The sequence below is a fragment of the Pseudomonas sp. JDS28PS106 genome (assembly GCF_036706555.1).
Taxonomy (GTDB): Bacteria; Pseudomonadota; Gammaproteobacteria; order Pseudomonadales; family Pseudomonadaceae; genus Aquipseudomonas.
This window is the reverse complement of record NZ_JBAJGT010000003.1, coordinates 66,016-86,416: the sequence shown is the minus strand read 5'-3', so window position 1 is coordinate 86,416 and position 20,401 is coordinate 66,016. Positions and strand designations below refer to the sequence as shown.

The 20,401-nt window shown below is 61.8% G+C and carries 18 protein-coding genes; 17 read left to right on the top strand and 1 reads right to left on the bottom strand.

Features of this window, described 5'->3' with window-relative positions; all coding sequences use genetic code 11:
* The first annotated feature begins 77 nt into the window (after positions 1-77).
* Entirely contained in the window at positions 78-1,286 is a 1,209-nt protein-coding gene (locus tag TRP66_RS05675; RefSeq protein WP_333400401.1) for an MFS transporter, read from the top strand.
* Positions 1,286-2,566, top strand: coding sequence for an arsenic transporter (locus tag TRP66_RS05670; protein WP_333400804.1), 1,281 nt, complete (start codon positions 1,286-1,288; stop codon positions 2,564-2,566). Before TRP66_RS05675 ends, TRP66_RS05670 begins: the two co-directional genes overlap by 1 nt.
* On the opposite strand, the gene TRP66_RS05665 is transcribed toward TRP66_RS05670, so the two are convergent.
* A complete protein-coding gene (locus TRP66_RS05665; RefSeq protein ID WP_333400803.1) occupies positions 2,532-3,515 on the bottom strand; it encodes a DUF1853 family protein in 984 nt (327 codons plus the stop codon). The genes TRP66_RS05670 and TRP66_RS05665 overlap by 35 nt on opposite strands.
* A gap of 1,162 nt (positions 3,516-4,677) precedes the next feature.
* Here TRP66_RS05665 and TRP66_RS05660 point away from each other — a divergent pair.
* The 15 genes from TRP66_RS05660 (at position 4,678) to TRP66_RS05590 (ending at position 20,382) form a co-directional block, all read left to right on the top strand.
* Entirely contained in the window at positions 4,678-5,568 is an 891-nt protein-coding gene (locus TRP66_RS05660; RefSeq protein WP_333400400.1) for an NAD(+) kinase, read from the top strand.
* Complete coding sequence (locus TRP66_RS05655; protein ID WP_333400399.1) at positions 5,568-6,539, top strand: metallophosphoesterase; 972 nt, start codon at positions 5,568-5,570, stop codon at positions 6,537-6,539. Before TRP66_RS05660 ends, TRP66_RS05655 begins: the two co-directional genes overlap by 1 nt.
* The gene (locus TRP66_RS05650; protein WP_333400398.1) at positions 6,536-7,405 is read left to right on the top strand and encodes a rhomboid family intramembrane serine protease; all 870 of its coding nucleotides are present in this window, start codon (positions 6,536-6,538) and stop codon (positions 7,403-7,405) included. Before TRP66_RS05655 ends, TRP66_RS05650 begins: the two co-directional genes overlap by 4 nt.
* 30 nt (positions 7,406-7,435) lie before the next feature.
* Positions 7,436-7,696 carry a YeaC family protein gene (locus TRP66_RS05645; RefSeq protein ID WP_333400397.1) on the top strand — a complete coding sequence of 87 codons (261 nt, stop codon included), beginning with the start codon at positions 7,436-7,438 and terminating at the stop codon, positions 7,694-7,696.
* Positions 7,693-8,526, top strand: a complete 834-nt coding sequence (locus tag TRP66_RS05640; protein ID WP_333400396.1) for a DUF2797 domain-containing protein — start codon at positions 7,693-7,695, stop codon at positions 8,524-8,526. The genes TRP66_RS05645 and TRP66_RS05640 overlap by 4 nt, the downstream gene beginning before the upstream one ends.
* Before the next feature lie 10 nt (positions 8,527-8,536).
* Positions 8,537-11,197: an aminopeptidase N gene (gene pepN, locus TRP66_RS05635; RefSeq protein WP_333400395.1), complete on the top strand. Its 2,661-nt coding sequence runs from the start codon at positions 8,537-8,539 to the stop codon at positions 11,195-11,197.
* 291 nt (positions 11,198-11,488) lie between these two features.
* Complete coding sequence (locus TRP66_RS05630) at positions 11,489-12,106, top strand: YjfI family protein (RefSeq protein ID WP_333400394.1); 618 nt, start codon at positions 11,489-11,491, stop codon at positions 12,104-12,106.
* Positions 12,107-12,154: 48 nt separating this feature from the next.
* A complete protein-coding gene (locus TRP66_RS05625) occupies positions 12,155-12,856 on the top strand; it encodes a PspA/IM30 family protein (protein WP_333400393.1) in 702 nt (233 codons plus the stop codon).
* Between the two features lie 57 nt (positions 12,857-12,913).
* A complete protein-coding gene (locus tag TRP66_RS05620; protein WP_333400392.1) occupies positions 12,914-13,465 on the top strand; it encodes a rhomboid family intramembrane serine protease in 552 nt (183 codons plus the stop codon).
* A gap of 86 nt (positions 13,466-13,551) precedes the next feature.
* Complete coding sequence (locus TRP66_RS05615; RefSeq protein WP_333400391.1) at positions 13,552-14,214, top strand: DUF2491 family protein; 663 nt, start codon at positions 13,552-13,554, stop codon at positions 14,212-14,214.
* Positions 14,215-14,227: 13 nt separating this feature from the next.
* Positions 14,228-14,653: a DUF350 domain-containing protein gene (locus tag TRP66_RS05610; RefSeq protein WP_333400390.1), complete on the top strand. Its 426-nt coding sequence runs from the start codon at positions 14,228-14,230 to the stop codon at positions 14,651-14,653.
* A gap of 24 nt (positions 14,654-14,677) precedes the next feature.
* Positions 14,678-15,406, top strand: a complete 729-nt coding sequence (locus TRP66_RS05605) for a DUF1190 domain-containing protein (RefSeq protein ID WP_333400389.1) — start codon at positions 14,678-14,680, stop codon at positions 15,404-15,406.
* A gap of 19 nt (positions 15,407-15,425) precedes the next feature.
* Positions 15,426-16,583 (top strand): glutathionylspermidine synthase family protein, encoded by a 1,158-nt coding sequence (locus TRP66_RS05600; RefSeq protein WP_333400388.1) that lies wholly within the window; start codon positions 15,426-15,428, stop codon positions 16,581-16,583.
* 414 nt (positions 16,584-16,997) lie between these two features.
* The gene (locus TRP66_RS05595) at positions 16,998-19,004 is read left to right on the top strand and encodes a DUF1302 domain-containing protein (protein ID WP_333400387.1); all 2,007 of its coding nucleotides are present in this window, start codon (positions 16,998-17,000) and stop codon (positions 19,002-19,004) included.
* Between the two features lie 25 nt (positions 19,005-19,029).
* Positions 19,030-20,382, top strand: coding sequence for a DUF1329 domain-containing protein (locus TRP66_RS05590; RefSeq protein WP_333400386.1), 1,353 nt, complete (start codon positions 19,030-19,032; stop codon positions 20,380-20,382).
* Positions 20,383-20,401: the final 19 nt, after the last annotated feature.

Below are 20,401 nucleotides of genomic sequence, written 5' to 3'. Positions count from 1 at the left end.
CGCCCTGGTACGCATGACACATCTTGTAAATCATTCGTCCAGGAAGCCTCTGCAAACCTTCTGACGGATAAACATTCATGGCGACCAGTGCTCCGCCCGCTGCGGCAGCGGCCTCGACGACTCCCTCATCCAGCCCGCTGGTCATGCGCATCATTGGCGCAGTGGCGCTGGCGCATCTGATCAACGACCTGATCCAGGCAATCCTGCCGTCGATCTACCCCATGCTCAAGGCCAGCTACGACCTGAGTTTCACGCAGATCGGCCTGATCACCCTGACATTCCAGATCACCGCATCGCTGTTGCAGCCATGGGTCGGTTACTACACGGATCGACATCCCAATCCGCTGGTGCTGCCGCTTGGCTCGGTCTGCACGCTGGTCGGCATCGTGATGATGTCGATGGTGGGCAGCTTTCCGATGATTCTGCTGGCATCCGCGCTGATTGGAATCGGCTCCTCGACCTTCCACCCCGAGGCTTCGCGAATTGCGCGTCTGGCTTCGGGCGGGCGCTTCGGTCTGGCCCAGTCCACGTTCCAGGTTGGCGGTAACACCGGTTCGGCCATCGGCCCCTTGCTGGCGGCGGCCATCATCATCCCGTTCGGCCAGGGTAACGTGGCCTGGATCGGCCTGATCGCGGCCTGTGCGCTGGTGCTGCTGTGGGCCATCAGCCGCTGGTACAGCGCCCACCTGAACCTGTTCAAGCTCAAGGCCGGGCAGGCCGCGACCCACGGTCTGTCGCGCCAGCGGGTGATTCTGTCTCTGGCGGTGCTGGCGTTCCTGGTGTTCTCCAAGTTCTTTTACATGACCAGCCTGACCAGCTACTTCACGTTCTACCTGATCGAGAAGTTCGACCTGTCGGTAGCGAGTTCGCAGCTGCACCTGTTCTTGTTCCTGGGCGCGGTGGCGGCGGGGACCTTCTTTGGTGGTCCGATTGGCGACAAGATCGGCCGCAAGGCGGTGATATGGTTCTCGATTCTGGGCGCCGCGCCTTTCACCCTGGCGTTGCCCTATGCGGATCTGTTCTGGACCAGCGTGCTGAGCGTCATCATTGGCTTCGTGCTGGCGTCGGCCTTCTCGGCCATCGTTGTCTACGCCCAGGAACTGGTGCCGGGCAACGTCGGCATGATCGCCGGGATCTTCTTCGGCCTGATGTTCGGCTTCGGCGGCATCGGCGCGGCATTGCTCGGCTATCTGGCCGACAGCCACGGCATCCTGTTCGTCTACAACCTGTGCTCGTACCTGCCGCTGCTGGGCATCCTGGCGATCCTGTTGCCGCGCACCAAATGATCCTGGCGGCCGGGCTGATTTTCCTGGTCACCCTGACGCTGGTGATCTGGCAGCCCAAGGGGCTAGGCGTCGGCTGGAGCGCCACGATTGGCGCCGGGCTGGCGCTGATCGCCGGCGTCGTTCAGCCAGCGGACGTGCTGGTGGTCTGGGGGATCATCTGGAATGCGACCGCGACCTTCATCGGGCTGGTGGTGATTACCCTGCTGCTCGACGAAGCGGGGTTTTTCGCCTGGGCGGCGTTACATGTAGCGCGCTGGGGCCGTGGCAGAGGGCGCTGGCTGTTCGTATCGTTCGTGTTTTTCGGGGCGCTGGTATCGGCGCTGTTCGCCAACGACGGCGCGGTGCTGATCCTGACCCCTATCGTCATCGCCATGATGCTGGCGCTGCGCTTTTCTGCCGCGTCGACCCTGGCTTTCGTCATGGCGGCGGGGTTCATTTCCGACACTGCGAGTCTGCCGTTGGTGGTATCCAATCTGGTCAATATCGTCTCGGCGGACTATTTCGAGATCGGTTTCAGCCGTTACGCGGCTGTCATGGTGCCCGTCAATCTGGTCAGCGTCGCGGCCACGCTCGGCGTGTTGCTGTGGTATTTCCGCCAAGACATTCCGGCGCGCTTCGACCCCGGGCAACTGGACGATCCACGCCGTGCGATTCACGACCGGGCCACTTTCATCGCCGGCTGGTGGGTCTTGGGCATTCTGCTGCTGGGTTGCTTCGCGCTCGAACCGTTGGGGATACCGATCAGCGCCATCATGACGGCATGCGCCGTTTTGCTGCTCGCCGTGGCCGGAAGAGGGCACCGGATTTCCACCCGCAAAGTGCTGAAGGAAGCACCTTGGCAGATCGTCGTGTTTTCGCTGGGCATGTATCTGGTGGTCTACGGCTTGCGCAACGCCGGATTGACGGATTATCTCGCGCGGCTGCTTGATGTCTTCGCCAGCGGCGGTATCTGGGGCGCGGCACTTGGTACTGGCGTGCTGACTGCCCTGTTGGCGTCGGTGATGAACAACCTGCCGACCGTGCTGATCGGCCTGCTCTCTATCGATGCCAGCCAGGCTACCGGCCCGGTGCAGGAGGCGATGGTGTACGCCAACGTCATCGGTAGCGACCTGGGTCCCAAGATCACGCCCATCGGCAGCCTCGCGACGCTGCTCTGGCTGCATGTGCTGCAACGCAAGGGCATTCGCATCGGCTGGGGCTACTACTTCAGAGTCGGGATAGTGCTGACCGTGCCGGTGCTGCTGATCACGCTGGCGGCGCTGGCACTTCGACTGCGTTGAGGCGCGAGCTGGTATCGGCGAGGTTCGGCCACATGTCCGACACCAGAAACAGCCTTTCGGCCTCTACCCATCTGCCGCTGCCGTCCGGGCACAGGCGCACCAGCAACTGCGCCGGGGCCAGCGGATCGAGTTCGTCGAGCCACTGCGCCATTTGCGCTTCGGACCAGGCGTCTTCGTAACTGGCGGGTGCCAGCCAGGCATGACGCGGCAGCGGCTGCCAGCGGCCCGGATCGCTTTGCGCGATAAATGCCGGCCAGTCGCGCTGATGCAGCCAGCGACCTCTCAGATGACCGGCATGCGCGCCCTGTGGCGGTTGCGCCTGGCCGGGCCAGGGATATAACAGATAACCGCCGAGCCACAGTTCAGCGCTGAAGGTGTCGATGCCCAGGGCGTTGAGGATCAGGCGGCTTTCAGGCCGGGCGGACATCGGCAGCTGGTGATGACTCAGATGGGTCAGCTTGCGATCCAGCCGGTCGTGACTACCCGGCCCCAGCCATTGCGCTGCGTCGTTGCCGTCACCGTCCTGTGGTCCGAGATAGAGCTTGATCGCCAGTTCCACATGATGCACGCCGTCACGGTCGCGCAGCAGCACGTCCAGCTCACCGAGTGTGTGGCCACCCTGGCGAATCGGCAGATTGGCGGCGACGATCTCCACACCGGGCGCGTGATGCAGCGCAAATTGCCAGAGGCGCTCGTAATACAGCCCGAGACGCCGGGTCGTGGCCTGGGCGAGCCAGTGTTCGAGTTCTCGGTTGTCGTGGTCGAGTCGTGTGAGAAAGTCCTTGAGCTGGTCGGGGTGCCGAACCCAGTCGCTGCCGGTCAGCGGATGGCGCTGTGGCCAGGGCGTGTGGGCCATCATCGGCGGAGCGAGGATCACCCACGCCAGGTCCCGCACTTCGGGATGGCGCAGGCGGCGGGGGAGGTCGGTCAGGCTCGGGAATAGGCTCATGTTCGCAGGATAGCCCGAGTTGGCGGGCGTTGTGCCACAACCACGCAGATGCCCGATCACACCCGGCCCCGTAGGAGCCAGCTTGCTGGCGATCTGCCGCGACATCGGGCACATCGCGTCATCATTCATCGTCGGTTGCCGGCCATGGCAAGCTGGCTCTCATCAAACAAAATCTATCTTGTTGATTTCTATGGCCGATAGGATGCGCTCGTTGTGGGAGGGAGCTTGCTCGCGACGGCTTTTACCGCGGTGGCACTGTCGGCTTTGAGCATATCCATTACCGCGTATGCTGGACCTTCTGGTTCCGGCCCTTACGGCCGGGTCACTTTCCTTTCGGGGAAAGTAACCAAAGCCATTGCTCCGGGCTGGGCCCCTGCGGGGTTCCCTCCCTCCGGCGTTGCTCCGGGGGTCGCGCCGAACGGCCATCCATGGCCTGCGGCGCTAACTCGGCTCCTGCCTCGTTCCCCCCTGCGCAACGCCTCCACTCGGCCTGCACCAACGTCGCGATTGGCGGCGTCGGCACCATCGCGGTAAAAGCAATACCAAAGACAAAGCTCTTGATTTGCTCTTGATCTTCTACGCAAAACTCACAGACGCCGCCGAACGCGACTTGGGCGCAGGCCGAACGCAGGCGACGCGGAGCCGGGGAGCGAGGCAGGACGCCGGCTGGCGCCAATGGCTCATGGACGCCACCCTCAATCCACATCAGGGCGCGGCCCGGTGGAGCGTCGCCGGAGTGAGGGAACCCGAAGGGCCAAGCCAGGAGCAATGGTTTTTCCCCCTTTTGCCGAAACAAAAGGGGGTCGGCCGTAAAGGCCGAAACTAGACAGACCAGCCATCGCGATAATGGATATGTCCAAAGCCCACAGTGCCAGTGCCGTAAAAGCCGTCGCGAGCAAGCTCCCTCCCACAGTGCGTGCGTTTTTTCCGCCGTGCAAAATCAATAAGATAGATGTTGTTTGATGAGAGCCAGCTTGCTGTGGGCGGCAATCCGACGATGAACGATCACGCGATGTGCCTGACGTCTCCGGCAGATCGCCACCAAGGTGGCTCCTACGAGGAGTAAAGTGGTAGTGCAGACGCCGCCCCGGTTTGCCGCTACCCCGCTGTTTCGCCCATAATCTCCCTCTTTAAGCCGTATCGCACCCGCAGCAGGAGTCCCATGGAGCAATTTCGCAATATCGGCATCATTGGCCGCCTGGGCAGTGTCCAGGTGCTCGATACCGTTCGCCGACTCAAGCGATTTCTGTTGGATCGCCACCTGCACGTGATTCTCGAAGAAACCATCGCCGAGGTATTGCCCGGTCATGGTCTGCAGACGTCTTCGCGCAAGATGCTCGGCGAGGTCTGCGACCTGGTGATCGTGGTCGGTGGGGACGGCAGCCTGCTGGGCGCCGCTCGCGCGCTGGCGCGCCATAACGTGCCGGTGCTGGGGATCAACCGTGGCAGCCTGGGCTTTCTGACCGATATCCGGCCCGACGAGCTGGAGGTCAAGTGCGCCGAGGTGCTCGACGGACACTACCTGGTGGAAAACCGTTTCCTGCTCCAGGCCGAGGTTCGTCGTCATGGCGAGGCCATCGGCCAGGGCGATGCGCTCAACGACGTGGTGCTGCATCCGGGCAAATCCACGCGGATGATCGAGTTCGAAATTCATATCGACGGCCAGTTCGTGTGCAGCCAGAAGGCCGATGGCCTGATCGTATCCACCCCCACGGGTTCGACCGCCTACGCGCTGTCCGCGGGCGGGCCGATCATGCATCCCAAGCTCGATGCCATCGTTATCGTCCCGATGTATCCGCATACGCTGTCCGGCAGGCCGATCGTGGTCGACGGGAACAGTGAGCTGAAGATCGTTGTCTCCAAGGACATGACGATTTATCCGCAAGTCTCCTGCGACGGCCAGAATCACTTCACCTGCGCGCCCGGCGATACCGTCACGGTGAGCAAGAAGCCGCAGAAATTGCGACTGATTCACCCGCTGGACCACAACTACTACGAAGTCTGCCGTACCAAGCTCGGCTGGGGCAGCAGGCTCGGCGCCGGGAGCGACTGATGCTGGATCCGGCGCGTGGCTTCGATCTGATCGGTGACGTGCACGGGTGCGCCCATACCCTGGAGCACCTGTTGGAAAGGCTCGGCTACCGTCTGCAGCGAGGTGTCTGGCGTCACCCCCAGCGCCTGGCGATTTTCCTGGGCGATATCATCGACCGCGGGCCGAAGATCCGTGAAGCGCTGCATATCGTGCGGGACATGGTCGAGGCCGGGCAGGCCTGGTGCCTCATGGGCAATCATGAGTTCAACGCTCTGGGCTGGATGACGCCGGCACTGCCCGAAAGCGGCCAGCAATTCGTGCGTGAGCACAGCAAGCGTCATGCGGGCCTGATCAGCGAGACGCTGGCGCAGTTCGAGCGCTATCCGGATGAGTGGCAGGCGTTCGTCGACTGGTTCTACGAGTTGCCGTTGTTCCTCGATGCCGGGCGTTTTCGCGCTGTCCACGCCTGCTGGGACCCGACCCTGATCGAGCCTCTGCGCGGTCTGCATGGCGATGGCCGTATCGACCGGCATTTCGTCCAGGCCTCGGCGGTGCCGGGCAGTTTCGCCAGCAATGTGTTCAATCGTCTGCTGCGCGGCACCGATATGCGTCTGCCCCATGGGCTGACCCTGACCGGTGGCGACGGTCTGACCCGCGCATACTTCCGGACCAAATTCTGGGAAGACGACCCGCAGACCTATGGCGATATCGTTTTCCAGCCGGACCCGCTGCCCGAGGGCGTGGCGAAGACGCCGCTGTCCACCAGTGAAAAGAATGCGCTGTTGCGCTATGGCGTCGATGAGCCCCTGCTGTTCGTCGGCCACTACTGGCGCAGCGGCAATCCCGCGCCGATCCGCCCGAACCTGGCCTGCCTGGACTACAGCGCTGTGCTGTTCGGCAAGCTGGTCGCGTACCGGCTGGATCAGGAAACCCGGATAGATCCGGACAAATTCGTATGGGTCGACGTTCAGCGCCCCGAGGTTTCGCAATGACCCCTGTTGCTGTACTGCGTTTGCCGCTTAGCACTGACCTGAGCGGATTCGTCAGCCTTTTGCACCGTTTGCAGGTGCCTCACCGCGTCAGCGAGGAAGTAGGCGAGCAAGTGCTCTGGGTGCCGGATGCCGGCCAGTTGCCTGATGAAGTACGCGAGTTGTACCAGCGCTATCCCGAGGGCGACGACACTTATCAGTTGCCTGGTGGCAAGGCGGCCGCGACCAGCCGTCCGGGCTTCGTACAGCAGCTTCGCGCCAGCCCGATAACGGCGCTGGTACTGCTGGCGAGCCTGATCGTCGCCGGGTTGACGCTGCTGGGCGACAATCTCGATGCGGTGCGCTGGCTGACGTTCCTGGATTTTCGCGTGCATGGCGACTACGCCACGTTCGTTCCGCTGGAAGCAACCCTCGCGTCAGGCCAGTGGTGGCGTATCGTTTCGCCCATGCTGATCCACTTCGGCGTGCTGCATCTGGCCATGAACGGCATGTGGTACTGGGAGCTGGGGCGGCGCATCGAATCCCGTCAGGGCAGTTGGCAATTGCTGGCGCTGACCCTGCTGTTCGCCGCCGTGTCCAATTACATTCAATACGCGTTCGGCGGCCCGAGCCTGTTCGGCGGGCTGTCCGGCGTGCTGTACGGGCTGCTCGGGCATTGCTGGATCTACCAGCTGCTGGCGCCCAATCCGGTCTACCACCTGCCGCGCGGCGTGCTGGTGATGATGCTGGTCTGGTTGCTGCTGTGCCTGTTCGGCGTGGTCAGCATGCTCGGCTTCGGCGACATCGCCAACGGCGCTCACGTCGGCGGGCTGATCATTGGTTGTGTCACGGGTCTTGCGGGCGGTGTTCTGGCTCGCGGAAGACGCTAGAATTCTGCCCGCCATTTTCTGGAGTGCGCCATGTCGTCTTTTGTCGAAATGATTGAAAACATCACCCCCGATATCTACGAAAGCCTCAAGCTGGCCGTGGAAATCGGCAAATGGGCCGACGGTCGCAAGTTGACCCAGGAGCAGCGTGAGCTGTCGCTGCAGGCGCTGATCGCCTGGGAAGCGCAGAACCTGCCCGAAGACCAGCGTATCGGCTATATGGGCCCGCAGGAATGCGCGTCCAAGTCGGAGCCGGTGCCTAATATTCTGTTCAAATCGGATGCCATTCATTGATCGAACTCGGTCGCGGATCAGTCAACAAAATGTTGGCGCGTCATGACGACGCGTCCTTCGTGCAATACGCGTTTCGCCTCGGCGATACGGAAATCCCGGTCAACCCGCTGATCGGCAAGACCGTGCGCCTGGAGTTTCTGGGGGCGATCCACTGTTCCCACTGCGGTCGCAAGACCAAGTCCAGCTACAGTCAGGGTTACTGCTACCCTTGCATGCTCAAGCTGGCGCAATGCGATGTGTGCATCATGAGCCCGGAGAAATGCCACCACGAGCACGGAACCTGCCGTGACCCGGGCTGGGGCGAGCAGTTCTGCATGACCGACCACATCGTGTACCTGGCCAACTCTTCGGGCGTGAAGGTCGGCATCACCCGCGCCACGCAGTTGCCCACCCGCTGGCTGGACCAGGGTGCCAGCCAGGCGTTACCGATCCTGCGGGTCGCGACCCGACAGCAATCGGGCTTCGTCGAAGACCTGTTGCGCAGCCAGGTCGCCGACCGCACCAACTGGCGCGCGCTGCTCAAGGGCGACGCGCAGCCGGTGGATCTCAAGGCCATCCGCCAGGAACTGTTCGACAGTTGCGGCGCGGGCCTGCTCGGGTTGCAGGAGCGGTTCGGCCTGCAGGCCATCCAGCTCTTGCACGACGCCGAGCCGCTGGAATTCCGTTATCCGGTCGAGGCGTATCCGACCAAGATCGTCAGCTTCAACCTGGACAAGAACCCGATCGCCGAAGGCACGCTGCTGGGCATCAAGGGCCAGTACCTGATTTTCGACACCGGCGTGATCAACATTCGCAAGTACACGGCCTATCAACTGGCCGTGCATCAGTAAGGATTCGAGCATGCGCACTGAACAACCGAAAATGATCTACCTCAAGGACTACCAGGCGCCCGAGTACCTCATCGACGAAACGCACCTGACCTTCGAACTGTTCGACGACCATTCGCTGGTGCACGCGCAGCTGGTCATGCGCCGCAACCCCGAGCGGGGCGCGGGCCTGCCGCCGCTGGTGCTGGACGGTCAGCAGCTGGAGCTGGTCTCGCTGCAACTGGACGACACCGAACTGGGCGCTGGCGACTATCAGCTGACTGCCGACAGCCTGACCCTGCAACCCGTGGCAGAGTGCTTTACCGTGGACAGCACGGTCCGCATCCACCCGGAAACCAACACTGCACTGGAAGGCCTGTACAAGTCCGGCGGCATGTTCTGCACTCAGTGCGAGGCCGAAGGCTTTCGCAAGATCACCTGGTATCTCGATCGTCCTGACGTGATGAGCAGCTTCACCACGACCGTGAGCGCCGACAAACAGCAGTTCCCGATCCTGCTGTCCAACGGCAACCCGGTCGCCAGCGGCCAGGAAGACGACGGTCGCCACTGGGCCACTTGGGAAGATCCGTTCAAGAAGCCTGCCTATCTGTTCGCGCTGGTTGCGGGTGATCTGTGGTGCATCGAAGACACCTTCACCACCATGAGCGAGCGGGAAGTGACCCTGCGCATCTATGTTGAGCCGGAGAACATCGACAAGTGCCAGCACGCTATGACCAGCCTCAAGAAGTCCATGCGCTGGGACGAAGAAGTCTATGGTCGCGAGTACGACCTGGATATCTTCATGATCGTGGCGGTCAACGACTTCAATATGGGCGCGATGGAGAACAAGGGGCTCAATATCTTCAACTCCAGCGCCGTGCTGGCCCGCGCTGAAACCGCCACCGATGCCGCTCACCAGCGGGTCGAGGCCATCGTCGCCCACGAGTATTTCCACAACTGGTCGGGCAATCGCGTGACTTGCCGCGACTGGTTCCAGCTGTCGCTCAAGGAAGGCTTTACCGTATTCCGCGACGCCGGCTTCTCAGCCGACATGAACTCGGCCACGGTCAAGCGCATTCAGGACGTCGCCTACCTGCGCACCCACCAGTTCGCCGAAGACGCAGGCCCGATGGCCCACGCCGTGCGCCCCGACAGCTTTATCGAGATCTCCAACTTCTACACCCTGACCGTGTACGAAAAGGGTTCGGAAGTGGTCGGCATGCTGCACACGCTGCTCGGTGCCCAAGGCTTCCGCAAGGGTAGCGACCTGTACTTCGAGCGCCACGACGGCCAGGCCGTGACCTGTGACGATTTCGTCAAGGCGATGGAAGACGCCAACGGCGTCGACCTGACCCAGTTCAAGCGCTGGTACAGCCAGGCGGGCACCCCTCGACTGGCGGTGAGCGAGGCCTACGACCGCGCGGCCGGCACTTACAGCCTGACCTTCCGCCAGAGCTGCCCGATCACCCCGGACAAGCAGGAAAAACTGCCGTTCGTGATTCCCGTGGAGCTGGGCTTGCTGGACAGACAGGGCGGCGAAATTCCGCTGCGTCTGGCTGGCGAAGAACAGGCCATGGGCACCAGCCGCGTACTGTCGGTGACCGAAGCTGAGCAGACGTTCACTTTCGTCGACATCACCGAACGGCCTTTGCCTTCGCTGCTGCGCGGCTTCTCGGCGCCGGTCAAACTGAGCTTCCCGTATGACCGTGACCAGCTGATGTTCCTCATGCAGCACGACACCGACGGATTCAATCGCTGGGACGCAGGTCAGCAACTGTCGGTGCAGGTGCTGCAGGAAATGATCGGCCAGCATCAGCAAGGGCAGGCGCTGGTCATGGATCAGCGACTGGTCACCGCGCTGGGTACGGTTCTGGCCGACGAGAGCCTCGATCAGGCCATGGTCGCGGAAATGCTCTCACTGCCTAGCGAAGCCTACCTGACCGAAATCAGCGAAGTGGCTGACGTCGAGGCCATTCACAACGCGCGTGAATTCGCTCGCCGGCAGATCGCCGAGCAATTGTTCGATGCGCTATGGGAGCGTTACCAGGCCAACCGCGGCGTATCCCGTGATACGCCTTACGTCGCCGAAGCCGAACACTTCGCCCGTCGGGCCTTGCAGAACATCGCGCTGTCCTACCTGATGCTCACCGCGCGGCCGCAGGTGCTGGAAGCGACCATCGAACAGTTCGACACCAGCGACAACATGACCGAGCGCCTGACCGCCCTCGCTGTACTGGTCAATTCGCCATTCACCGAAGCGCGGGACAAGGCGCTGGCGGTGTTCGCCGAGAACTTCAAGGACAACGCGCTGGTCATGGATCAGTGGTTCAGCGTCCAGGCCGGCAGCCCGCTGCCGGGTGGCCTGGATCGGGTCAAGGCGCTGATGCAGCATCCGGCGTTCAACATCAAGAACCCGAACAAGGTGCGAGCGCTGATCGGTGCCTTCGCCGGACAGAACCTGATCAACTTCCATGCGGCGGATGGTTCGGGTTATCGCTTCCTGGCGGATCTGGTGATCGAACTGAACGGCTTCAACCCGCAGATCGCCTCGCGGCAACTGGCACCGCTGACCCGCTGGAGAAAATACGACAGCGCTCGTCAGGCGCTGATGAAAGCCGAGCTGGAACGCATCCTGGCCTCAGGCAATCTCTCGGCCGACGTGTTCGAAGTCGTGAGCAAGAGCTTGGCCGAGTAAATCGGTCGTGTACTGAAAGGCGCTATCCGTGCGAGCGGGCAGCGCTTTTTTTGTTGGGTTTGATGAACACACAGAAATGCGTCCAAACGATTTTCGTGGGAGCCAGCTTGCTGGCGATGAACGGTGATACGAAATGCTCGGTATCTCGCAATCTCTTTTGGCCGCATCGCCAGCAAGACGGATCGCCGCCCGCTGGCTCCTACGGAAGAAAATCTCACATGTGAGATATTTCAATTGCTCGATTCATCTGTTAGCGTGCCTCTGGTATCGCGGTGAGATGAGAATGTTGCAATGGCCAAGCCGTCGAAAAGCTCCACCGATTACATGCGTGAAATGCGGTTGCGACTCAAGGAAGCCGGGCTGGTCAAACGAGAGTTCTGGATCCGCCCTGAGAACGTCGACGCCTTGCGAGGCATCGAAAAAGCCCTGCGCCAGCCCTTTCTGGGCCAGAGAATCAAACTGGAGGATTTCATGACCGAGAACACCAACTGGACCGTCAGCACCCTGCACAAATCCCTCGCTGGACTGGATGCAGTGGTCAACGGCGACATCGAACTGGCTGTGACCGACGGCACCGAAGCGGGCATCCGCCTGACCCTGAAGGAGTTCGGCGATCTGCCGGTCTACATCGCGGTGGCGGGCGACCAGATCCTGGCCGACACCACGCTCATCGAGGTGAGCCGCATCAAGGATACCGTGGCTTTCAACGAGGCCGTTCTGCGCAGCCGCGACCTTTTCCCGCTGTCCTCGGTCGGCATCGAACGCCTGGCCGACGGTCAGGACGTGTACTGCCTGTTCGGTTCCCTGAGCGCCGCGTCCAGCCTGACGGTGATCGTGCAGGAAATCCTCACGCTGGCCGACAACGTGATCCGCGCCGCCGAAGCCTTCGACGACCATTTCGTTCGCTGATCACTTTTCGTCTCGTCAGAGCATTGCCGTCCAAAAAAGGATAGAACCATGACAAGTATCTGGAAAAAGCTGGTAACCGCCGTACGTGGCGGCGCTTCCGAAGTCGGCGAGTCGATCGTCGACGCCAACGCCTTGCGAATCCTGGATCAGGAAATCCGTGACGCGGACAGCGCGCTGGTCAAGGCGCGTGATGGTCTGATCACCATCAAGGCCAAGCACAAGTTGTCGGCGCAGCGTCTGGAAGAGCACGCCACCAGCATCGCCAACTGGGAAGGCCGCGCCATGCAGGCCCTGAACAAGGGCGAAGAGGCGCTGGCGGCGGAATGCGCCGGCAAGATCGCCGAGATCGAAGCCCAGCGCGATCAGGAGCAAGCGTTGGCCGATCAGTTCGCCAAGCAGGTCAGCCTGCTTCAGGAGCAAGTGGTCAAGGCCGAATCCCGGATCAAGGGTCTCAAGCAGCAGGTGGAAATGGCCCGCGCTCGTGAAACCGTGCAGCGTGCCCGCGTCGCGACCGCCAATGCCACCGGCGGAGCCAGTGGTGCCGTGGAAACCGCGGTGGGTTCGCTGGCGCGTCTCAAGCAGCGTCAGGATGAACAGGACGCCAAGCTGGAGGCAGCCGAAGAGCTTGCCAACCAGTCCAGCGGCAACGACCTTGAGCGTCGCTTGCAAGAAGCGGGCATCGGCGCCAAAACCGGCGGCGCCGACGATGTGCTGGCGCGGCTCAAGGCCCGCCAGACGCCCGCTCAGTAAACGCAGGGCGGACAGGCGACCGGCGTCGTCTGTCCGCGAACGCTTCAAGGATGGTTCATGGGTTTTTCAAGACGGCTGAAAGTCGTGTCAGGACTGGCGGCATCGCTGGTCGCGGTTCAGCTGGTCAACACGATGACGGGATCGGGACTGGTATCATTCGGCATCGTCCCGCGTACGCTGCAGGGGCTGCGCGGCATCGCGCTGGCACCTTTTATCCATGGTTCGTCCGCGCACTTGATGAGCAATCTGTTGCCGTTCGCGATGCTGAGCTGGATGGTCGTGACCGAAGGGGTCAAACGCTATCTCTGGGTGTGCGGGTTGATCATGCTGCAAAGCGGATTGCTGGTCTGGCTGCTCGGACGTGCCCGCGTGCATGTAGGCGCCAGCGGGCTGATCTTCGGCCTGTGGACGTACCTGTTGGCGCGCGCCTGGTACAAGCGCAGTTTTTCCAGCCTGCTGCTGGCGCTGATCGCGCTGGCCGGGTACGGCGGCCTGATCTATGGGTTCATTCCGGCGCCGGGCATTTCGTTCGAATCGCATCTGGCCGGAGCGTTGTCGGGTATTTGCGTCGCTTGCCTGATGCATTCGGATAAACTGCTGGGCCATTGAACGGTCAGTTCATCCTTCAACAACCACTCCCTCGCAGGGTGGAGATTCAGCGACAGAGCGTCCAGCCATTTGCAAGGAGAGGCGTCATGAGTTGGTTCAAACGAGCATTGGGACTGGAAGCGCCCAAGCCGTCGGGTCGCGGCACCGGGTCGGTCGTCTCCGGCAGTCCGCTGGGGCTGGGTTCGGGGCGCATGCTGTGCCTGGACTCATCCCTGAAGCTGCTGCTGGAGGGGCATTCCCACGTGGTGGTGCCGGGCGACGAGAAGGTCTGGGCCGTGGGGCGGATCGAGCTGGGGCAGTCCATGAGTCTGCATCGCTTCTACCTCGACAACGAAGACTATTTCGTCCAGGTGCTCAGCAACGGCCCCGCTGCGGAAGACGTGCAGGACATCATCCTGTTCGGTTACCACAGCGCCGTACCCATCACCAGCCGGGACGAACTGCTGCGTCTGACCGGCCCGCAATCACCCATCGGCCTGCCGACCTACGAGCATGAAGGCGAGGAGTACGTTCGCCAGTGGGGCACCGAGGACGGGCAGACCGAGCTGACTCCGCTGGACGAGGACGTCCTGAGCCCGGAAAGCAGCTATCGCGTGAACCATCTCAGCATGCTGTACGCGCGCGAGACCGGTCTGATCAACCGTAGGGAGTTCCTGCTGTTTTCAGTCGAGCAAGACGAAGAGGGCGCCATCACTCTGACCACAGCTGTCGGCGTGACCCTGCAATCCACCGATATCAACGTAATCTGACAAGGAATTCTCCATGATCGACGCGCTGCGTATGTCGCTCAATGCCACTGCCGTCTTCGGCTTCGTGCTGTACATTCTGGTCGCGGCGCTGCTGTTCGCGCTGTTTCAGTTCATCTACAGCCGGATCACGCCGCACAAGGAATTCGCGCTGATTCGCGACAACAACAGTGCAGCGGCGCTGGCGCTGGGTGGCTCACTGATCGGCTTCGCGCTGCCGGCCAGCAATATCATCGCCTACAGCATCGGGATACTGGACGTGATCGTCTGGGCGCTGATCGCCGCCGCCGTTCAATTGCTCGCGTTCAGCGTGACCAGTCTGGTGCTCAAAGGACTGTCGGCGCGTATCGCCAAGGGCGAGATGGCGGCAGCGATCTACGCCGCCAGCGTCGCGGTCAGCGTCGGCCTGCTCAATGCCGCCTGCATGACCCCGACGGTCTGAGCCTGCCCGATCAAGGAGATCACCATGAGACGCAGTCCCGCAAAACTCGTGCTCGCCAGCACCTTGCCGCTCGCGCTGTCGGCGTGCGGTCCGTCCGAAGAGACACCGAATTTCACCGCCCAGGCCAATTTCAAATCGGTTCAGGAATGCGTTGAAGCCAAGGTGCCGGTCGACACCTGTTCCGACGCCTACATGCAGGCGATGTCCGATCACCGTCGCATCGCGCCCACATATGACGACAAGGCGTCTTGTGAAGCCGACTTCGTGCCCGACTATTGCCAAGTCACCTCGGAGGGCAAGTACATGCCTCGACTCGGCGGCTTCGAGCTGGGTTTTGAGGGCAACGTACCTAAGGAAGCACTGGACAAGGCACGCGCGGAGGTCCAGCAAAGCGGTTTCACCGGGACGCAGGGGCTGCTCACCGGCCTGCTGATCGGCAATCTGATGAGCAATGGTTTTGGCGGCAATCGCTATTATTCCCAGCCGATCTATCAGACCCGCGACGACCGTGGCGGCTACTACAGCTCGTCGCTGCCGGGTCAGATGAGCCGGGGCAAGACCTTCAGCCGCTCCACTCAGGCCCGCTCCAGTTCGGACAGCCGTTATACCCAGAGTACGCTGGGCCGTAATCTGGGCGCTTCAGGGTCGCGCTCGTCAGTGTCCTCCACTATTTCGCGCGGAGGCTTCGGCAGTCAGGCTGCGGCGCGCAGCGGCTGGGGTGGCAAGAGCAGCAGTTCGAGCTTCGGCGGTTGAGACGCCAGCGGAGCCAGCCATGAAGAAGATCCTTGTCGAAGAACGCCCGGACTGGCGGGCAACCGCGGAACGGGAAGGCTTCAATTTCCACACCATTGACGGCGAGCGCTACTGGGACGAGCGCGGTTACTACCTGTTCACCGAAGAGCAGGTAGCCCGCGACCTCGAAGCGCCGACCCAGGAACTGCACCAGATGTGCCTGGATATGGTCGCCCGGGTCGTGGAAAGCGAGGAACTGCTGGCTCGGCTGGCGATTCCCGAAGCGTTCTTCGATCTGGTTCGCGCGTCCTGGAAACAGGGCGAGCCCCATCTGTATGCACGATTCGACTTTGCCTACGACGGCAGCGGGCCGGCCAAGATGTACGAGATCAACGCGGATACGCCGACCAGCCTGATGGAAGCCGGGGCATTCCAGTTGTTGTGGCTCGAAGAGCAGATCGAGCGAGGCGTGCTGCCCGGGCACGCCACTCAGTTCAACTCCATCGCCGAGGATCTGGTGCGCGCTTTCGCGGCCTTGCCCGGCACCGGCCCCTTCTACTTTTCGGCAATGTCAGGCTCCGCCGAGGACCGGGGAACGACCGATTTCATGCGGCGCATGGCTGCGCATGTGGGCATCGACGCCCGGCATATCGACATCGAGGATATCGGCCTGGACGCCGAAGGGCGCTTCGTCGATCTGGAAGGTCGGGGGATCGAGCGTCTGTTCAAATTGCACGCCTGGGAGCATATCTTCCATGAGGATTTCGGCAGGCATGTCGCGGCCAGCGGGACCCGGTTCATGGAGCCTGCCTGGAAGGCGATTCTCAGCAACAAGGGGATCCTGCCCCTGTTGTGGCAGTTCAACGAAGGCCATCCGAATCTGCTGCCCGCCCGCGTCGACCCGGACCCGCGCATGCCGCTGCCCCGGGGCTGGGTGCGCAAGCCGTACTTCTCCCGCGAGGGCGCCAACATCGAACTGCGCACGCCGGGCGACCAGTTGATCGCCGTGGACGGGCCCTATACCGACGCGCCCTATATCCTTCAGGAGTACTCTCCCTTGCCGCGTTTTGGCGACAGCTACACCCTGATCGGTTCCTGGGTGATCGGCGATGTGGCGTCGGGAATAGGCATTCGGGAAGACGACAGCCTGATCACCAAGGACAGCAGCCGTTTCCTGCCGCATGTCGTTCTGGACTGACGAAGTCAGATAAGCGCGGCCAGTCGCATCTTCGATGCCAGGGCCGCTGACTGACAGTCCTGCGACGTGCCCTCGGCGAGCGGCAATGGCTGCGAGTCGTTTGCCGGATGTATCCTGTTTCGCTCCTGCGACCCTGATCCGACCTGATTCCATGCTTCACATGTAAGTGACCTTTGCAGGCTGTTCAGACCTGGAATTCGATATTCGATATTGATACTTGTTGGCGAGGAACTTGTCGTTATACTGAGCCTTCCTCGGTTATATAGTCTGCCTGCTGGCTGTAATGCTGTGTCCGGAATTTGATTGGAGGGTCAACTTCTGGGATTCCTACAGCGTTACGCTTCAGGTCCTACAGATTATTCTTACTTCAAGTAAGGGCCGGGGAAACAATAACAATAGCAAGGAGCTGACAACATGAAAACAGCATCGAAGAGTGCTTCGTTGCGCTGGCGTCCCATGGCTGCGGGGCTGGTGATGGCAGGGGTGCTGCCTTGCGTGGCGGGGCCCGCGTATGGTATCGAGTTCGCTCTGGACGACCAGCAGATCAGTGGGTCGCTGGATACTACGCTGTCTTATGGCCAGTTGTGGCGAGTTCAGGGGCAGGACAAACGCAATGATGATGTCAATACGAATGACGGCAATCGTAACTTCGATACGGGACTGGTTTCTGAAGTATTCAAGCTTACAAGTGAATTAGAACTTTCCTACATGAACTACGGATTATTCGTGCGTGGTTCAGCCTTTTATGACACTCAGATCATGGATAAGCGAAATAACTTCCAGGATCGCCCTCTACCTTTCCAGGCCAGCCAGAACGCGCCGAACAATACCGCGTTCACCCGTGATACGCGCCGCAACGCTGGGCATGACATCGATATTCTCGACGCCTACGTACGCGGCAACTGGGATATTGCCGGGGCGCCTCTGGACGCGCGGCTGGGTCGGCAGGTATTCAACTGGGGCGAAGGGGTGTTCTACCGGGGAGGCATCAACACCACCAACCCCATCGACGCGGCGAGCTTTCGCCTGCCGGGCTCGGAACTCAAGGAAGTGCTCGTTCCGGTCGAGGCGCTGAGCTTCAATCTGGGGCTGGGCGACGACCTTTCGCTCGAATCCTTCTACCAGTTCAACTGGAAGGAAACCCAGGTCGATCCGGTGGGCACCTATTTTTCGGAAACCGATCTGTTTGCCGAAGGCGGCAATACCGCGTACGCACCCGTGCCGGCGCTGACGCCCTTGGCCGGCCTGTATCAGGGGCTGAGTTCAGCGGGCGCGGGTGGCCTGCAGGGCGGCGGACGCATCGACCCCGCCGGCAATCTCAAGGTGGCGAGTATCGGCCCCGATATCAACGCCCGTGATGACGGTCAGTATGGCGTTGCCTTGCGGTACATGGCCGAACAGCTTAATGCCACCGAGTTCGGCTTCTACTTCGTCAACTACCATGCCAAGGAGCCGACGATCCATGCGGATCTGGGCAGCTTTGCAGGTCTGAATCTGGCCGAGATCAGCGCCGCGCTCGCTCCCGAGATACAGCGGCGGATCGCGGCGCAAGCAGGGCTGAGCGTCCAGCAATTGCAGCAACTCATGGCTGCCAGTCCGAACGGGCCGCTGGCCCAGGCCTACCGCAGTGCTTTGGGTTCGGCGACCGATGGGGTCGCGACGCTGGACGTTGCCGGTCAGGTACGTGGTCGCCGGGAATATGCCGAAGACATTCGCATGCTAGGCATGAGTTTCAACACCCACGTAGGGCAAGCGTCGGTGTTTGGCGAGCTGGCCTACCGCCCCAACATGCCCATTGGGCAGGCGTCGACCAGCGATCTGCTGGGCGATCTGTTGAGCCAGGCGCCCCAGCTTGCCGCAGGCAGGCCGGTCAATATCGGCGGGTATCAGGTCACGACCGGGGAGAAAATCCGCAACGCCGAGCGGGTGGAGATGTTCAACGCTTCCCTGGGCACGCTCTACAACTTCGGACCGCGGGTGTCATTCGACGGCCTGACGATGGTTGCCGAACTGTCTTCCGAACATCTGCGCGGCAGCAGCCTCAAGTACACCGCCTGGGACGGCACGACCCGCTATTACGCGGGACGAGGCAATAACTCCTACCTCTCCGGCTTCGGCCGCGACGATATGGTCAACCGCAACGCTTATGGCTACACCCTGATGCTGCAGGGCGTCTGGAACGATATCTACGCCGGCGTCAACCTGTCTCCGTTTGCGGTCTTCAAGCACGACTTCGCAGGCAACTCCCACCAGACCGGCAACTTCGTGGAGGGCCGCAAGGCGCATACGCTCGGGCTGAAAACCGGCTATCAGAATCGCCTGGAGACCGAGTTGCAGTACACGGCGTTCTACGGCGGCGGCAGGAACAACGCAGTTCGCGACCGGGACAATGTCGGCCTGAACGTCAAGTACTCGTTCTAGCCCGCCTGATGCAAGGAGACCCATCATGCTGATGAAGTACCTGAAAGGAATCACCGCGCTGGTGCTGGCAATTAATACGGCCGGCGCCACGGATGCCACGCAGCTGGGCGCACGTCTCACACCGCTGGGCGGCGAGCGCGCGGGCAACGCGGCCGGAACCATCCCCGCCTGGAGTGGCGGCATCACTCGACCGCCCGCCGACTATGCCGGACCCGGTTCGCGACATGTCGACCCTTACGCCGGCGACAAGCCGCTGTTCACCATCACCAAGGCCAATATGAGACCGTTTCGGGAGCACCTCACCGCTGGCCAGATTGCTTTGCTGCAGACCTACCCCGACACTTATTCGATACCGGTCTACGTGACGCGCCGGTCCGCCGCCGCTCCGCAATGGGTATACGACAACACCCGCGCCAATGCCGGCAAGGCCAGACTGGTCGCGGATGGCAGCGGATTCGTCGATGCCTACGGAGGCATTCCGTTTCCGATACCCAAGAGCGGGATCGAGGCGGTGTGGAACCATATTGCCCGATATCGTGGGACCTACGTGATCCGGCGTGCCTCGGAAGTGGCGGTGCAACGCAACGGCAGCTACAGCCCTATCACGTCCCAACAGGAAGCCCTGTTCAGGTTCTACGATCCCAAAGGCAGTTACGCGGGTCTGGACAACATCCTGTTCTATTACTTGTCCTTCACCCGCAGTCCCGCCCGTCTGGCCGGCTCGGCGGTCCTGGTGCATGAAACCCTCGACCAGCTTCAGGAGCCGCGTCAGGCCTGGGCCTACAGCGCGGGCCAGCGCCGGGTGCGCCGCGCGCCGAGCCTGGCGTATGACACGCCGATCCCCAACGCCGATGGATTGCGCACCGCCGACGATACGGACATGTTCAACGGCTCACCCGATCGCTATGACTGGAAGCTGGTCGGCAAGCGGGAAATCTACATTCCGTATAACAATTACCGGCTGTCGAGTCCCGATGTCAGCTACCGTCAACTGCTGCAACCCGGCCATCTCAACCCGGCCTACACGCGGTATGAACTGCACAGGGTCTGGGTGGTGGAAGGGACGCTCAAGCCCTCCGCGCGCCATGTGTATTCACGACGCACGCTTTACCTGGACGAGGACAGCTGGCAGATCGCGGCGGCCGATCTTTATGACGTGCGAGGGGAGTTGTGGCGGGCTTCCCTGGCTTACCTGAAGAACTTTTACGAATTGCCCGCGATCTGGTCGGCGCTGGATGTGTTCCATGATCTGCAGGCTCGCCGATACAACGTGCAGAACCTGGATAACGAGGAACCCAATACCCTGGACTTTTCTCAACCGGTTCCGGACATCAGCGAGTTCACTCCGGCGGCGTTGCGGCGCAGGGGAACCCGCTGAAGCACTTCGCTCCCGCGTT

Excerpts from the sequence above, each read along its gene's own strand:
- TRP66_RS05590 (WP_333400386.1), top strand. The coding sequence starts at position 19,030 with ATGCTGATGAAGTACCTGAAAGGAATCACCGCGCTGGTGCTGGCAATT.
- TRP66_RS05620 (WP_333400392.1), top strand. The coding sequence starts at position 12,914 with ATGGGTTTTTCAAGACGGCTGAAAGTCGTGTCAGGACTGGCGGCATCG.
- TRP66_RS05615 (WP_333400391.1), top strand. The coding sequence starts at position 13,552 with ATGAGTTGGTTCAAACGAGCATTGGGACTGGAAGCGCCCAAGCCGTCG.
- pepN (WP_333400395.1), top strand. The coding sequence starts at position 8,537 with ATGCGCACTGAACAACCGAAAATGATCTACCTCAAGGACTACCAGGCG.
- TRP66_RS05665 (WP_333400803.1), bottom strand. The coding sequence starts at position 3,515 with ATGAGCCTATTCCCGAGCCTGACCGACCTCCCCCGCCGCCTGCGCCAT.
- TRP66_RS05610 (WP_333400390.1), top strand. The coding sequence starts at position 14,228 with ATGATCGACGCGCTGCGTATGTCGCTCAATGCCACTGCCGTCTTCGGC.
- TRP66_RS05600 (WP_333400388.1), top strand. The coding sequence starts at position 15,426 with ATGAAGAAGATCCTTGTCGAAGAACGCCCGGACTGGCGGGCAACCGCG.
- TRP66_RS05650 (WP_333400398.1), top strand. The coding sequence starts at position 6,536 with ATGACCCCTGTTGCTGTACTGCGTTTGCCGCTTAGCACTGACCTGAGC.
- TRP66_RS05630 (WP_333400394.1), top strand. The coding sequence starts at position 11,489 with ATGGCCAAGCCGTCGAAAAGCTCCACCGATTACATGCGTGAAATGCGG.
- TRP66_RS05595 (WP_333400387.1), top strand. The coding sequence starts at position 16,998 with ATGAAAACAGCATCGAAGAGTGCTTCGTTGCGCTGGCGTCCCATGGCT.
- TRP66_RS05660 (WP_333400400.1), top strand. The coding sequence starts at position 4,678 with ATGGAGCAATTTCGCAATATCGGCATCATTGGCCGCCTGGGCAGTGTC.
- TRP66_RS05675 (WP_333400401.1), top strand. The coding sequence starts at position 78 with ATGGCGACCAGTGCTCCGCCCGCTGCGGCAGCGGCCTCGACGACTCCC.
- TRP66_RS05605 (WP_333400389.1), top strand. The coding sequence starts at position 14,678 with ATGAGACGCAGTCCCGCAAAACTCGTGCTCGCCAGCACCTTGCCGCTC.
- TRP66_RS05645 (WP_333400397.1), top strand. The coding sequence starts at position 7,436 with ATGTCGTCTTTTGTCGAAATGATTGAAAACATCACCCCCGATATCTAC.
- TRP66_RS05625 (WP_333400393.1), top strand. The coding sequence starts at position 12,155 with ATGACAAGTATCTGGAAAAAGCTGGTAACCGCCGTACGTGGCGGCGCT.
- TRP66_RS05655 (WP_333400399.1), top strand. The coding sequence starts at position 5,568 with ATGCTGGATCCGGCGCGTGGCTTCGATCTGATCGGTGACGTGCACGGG.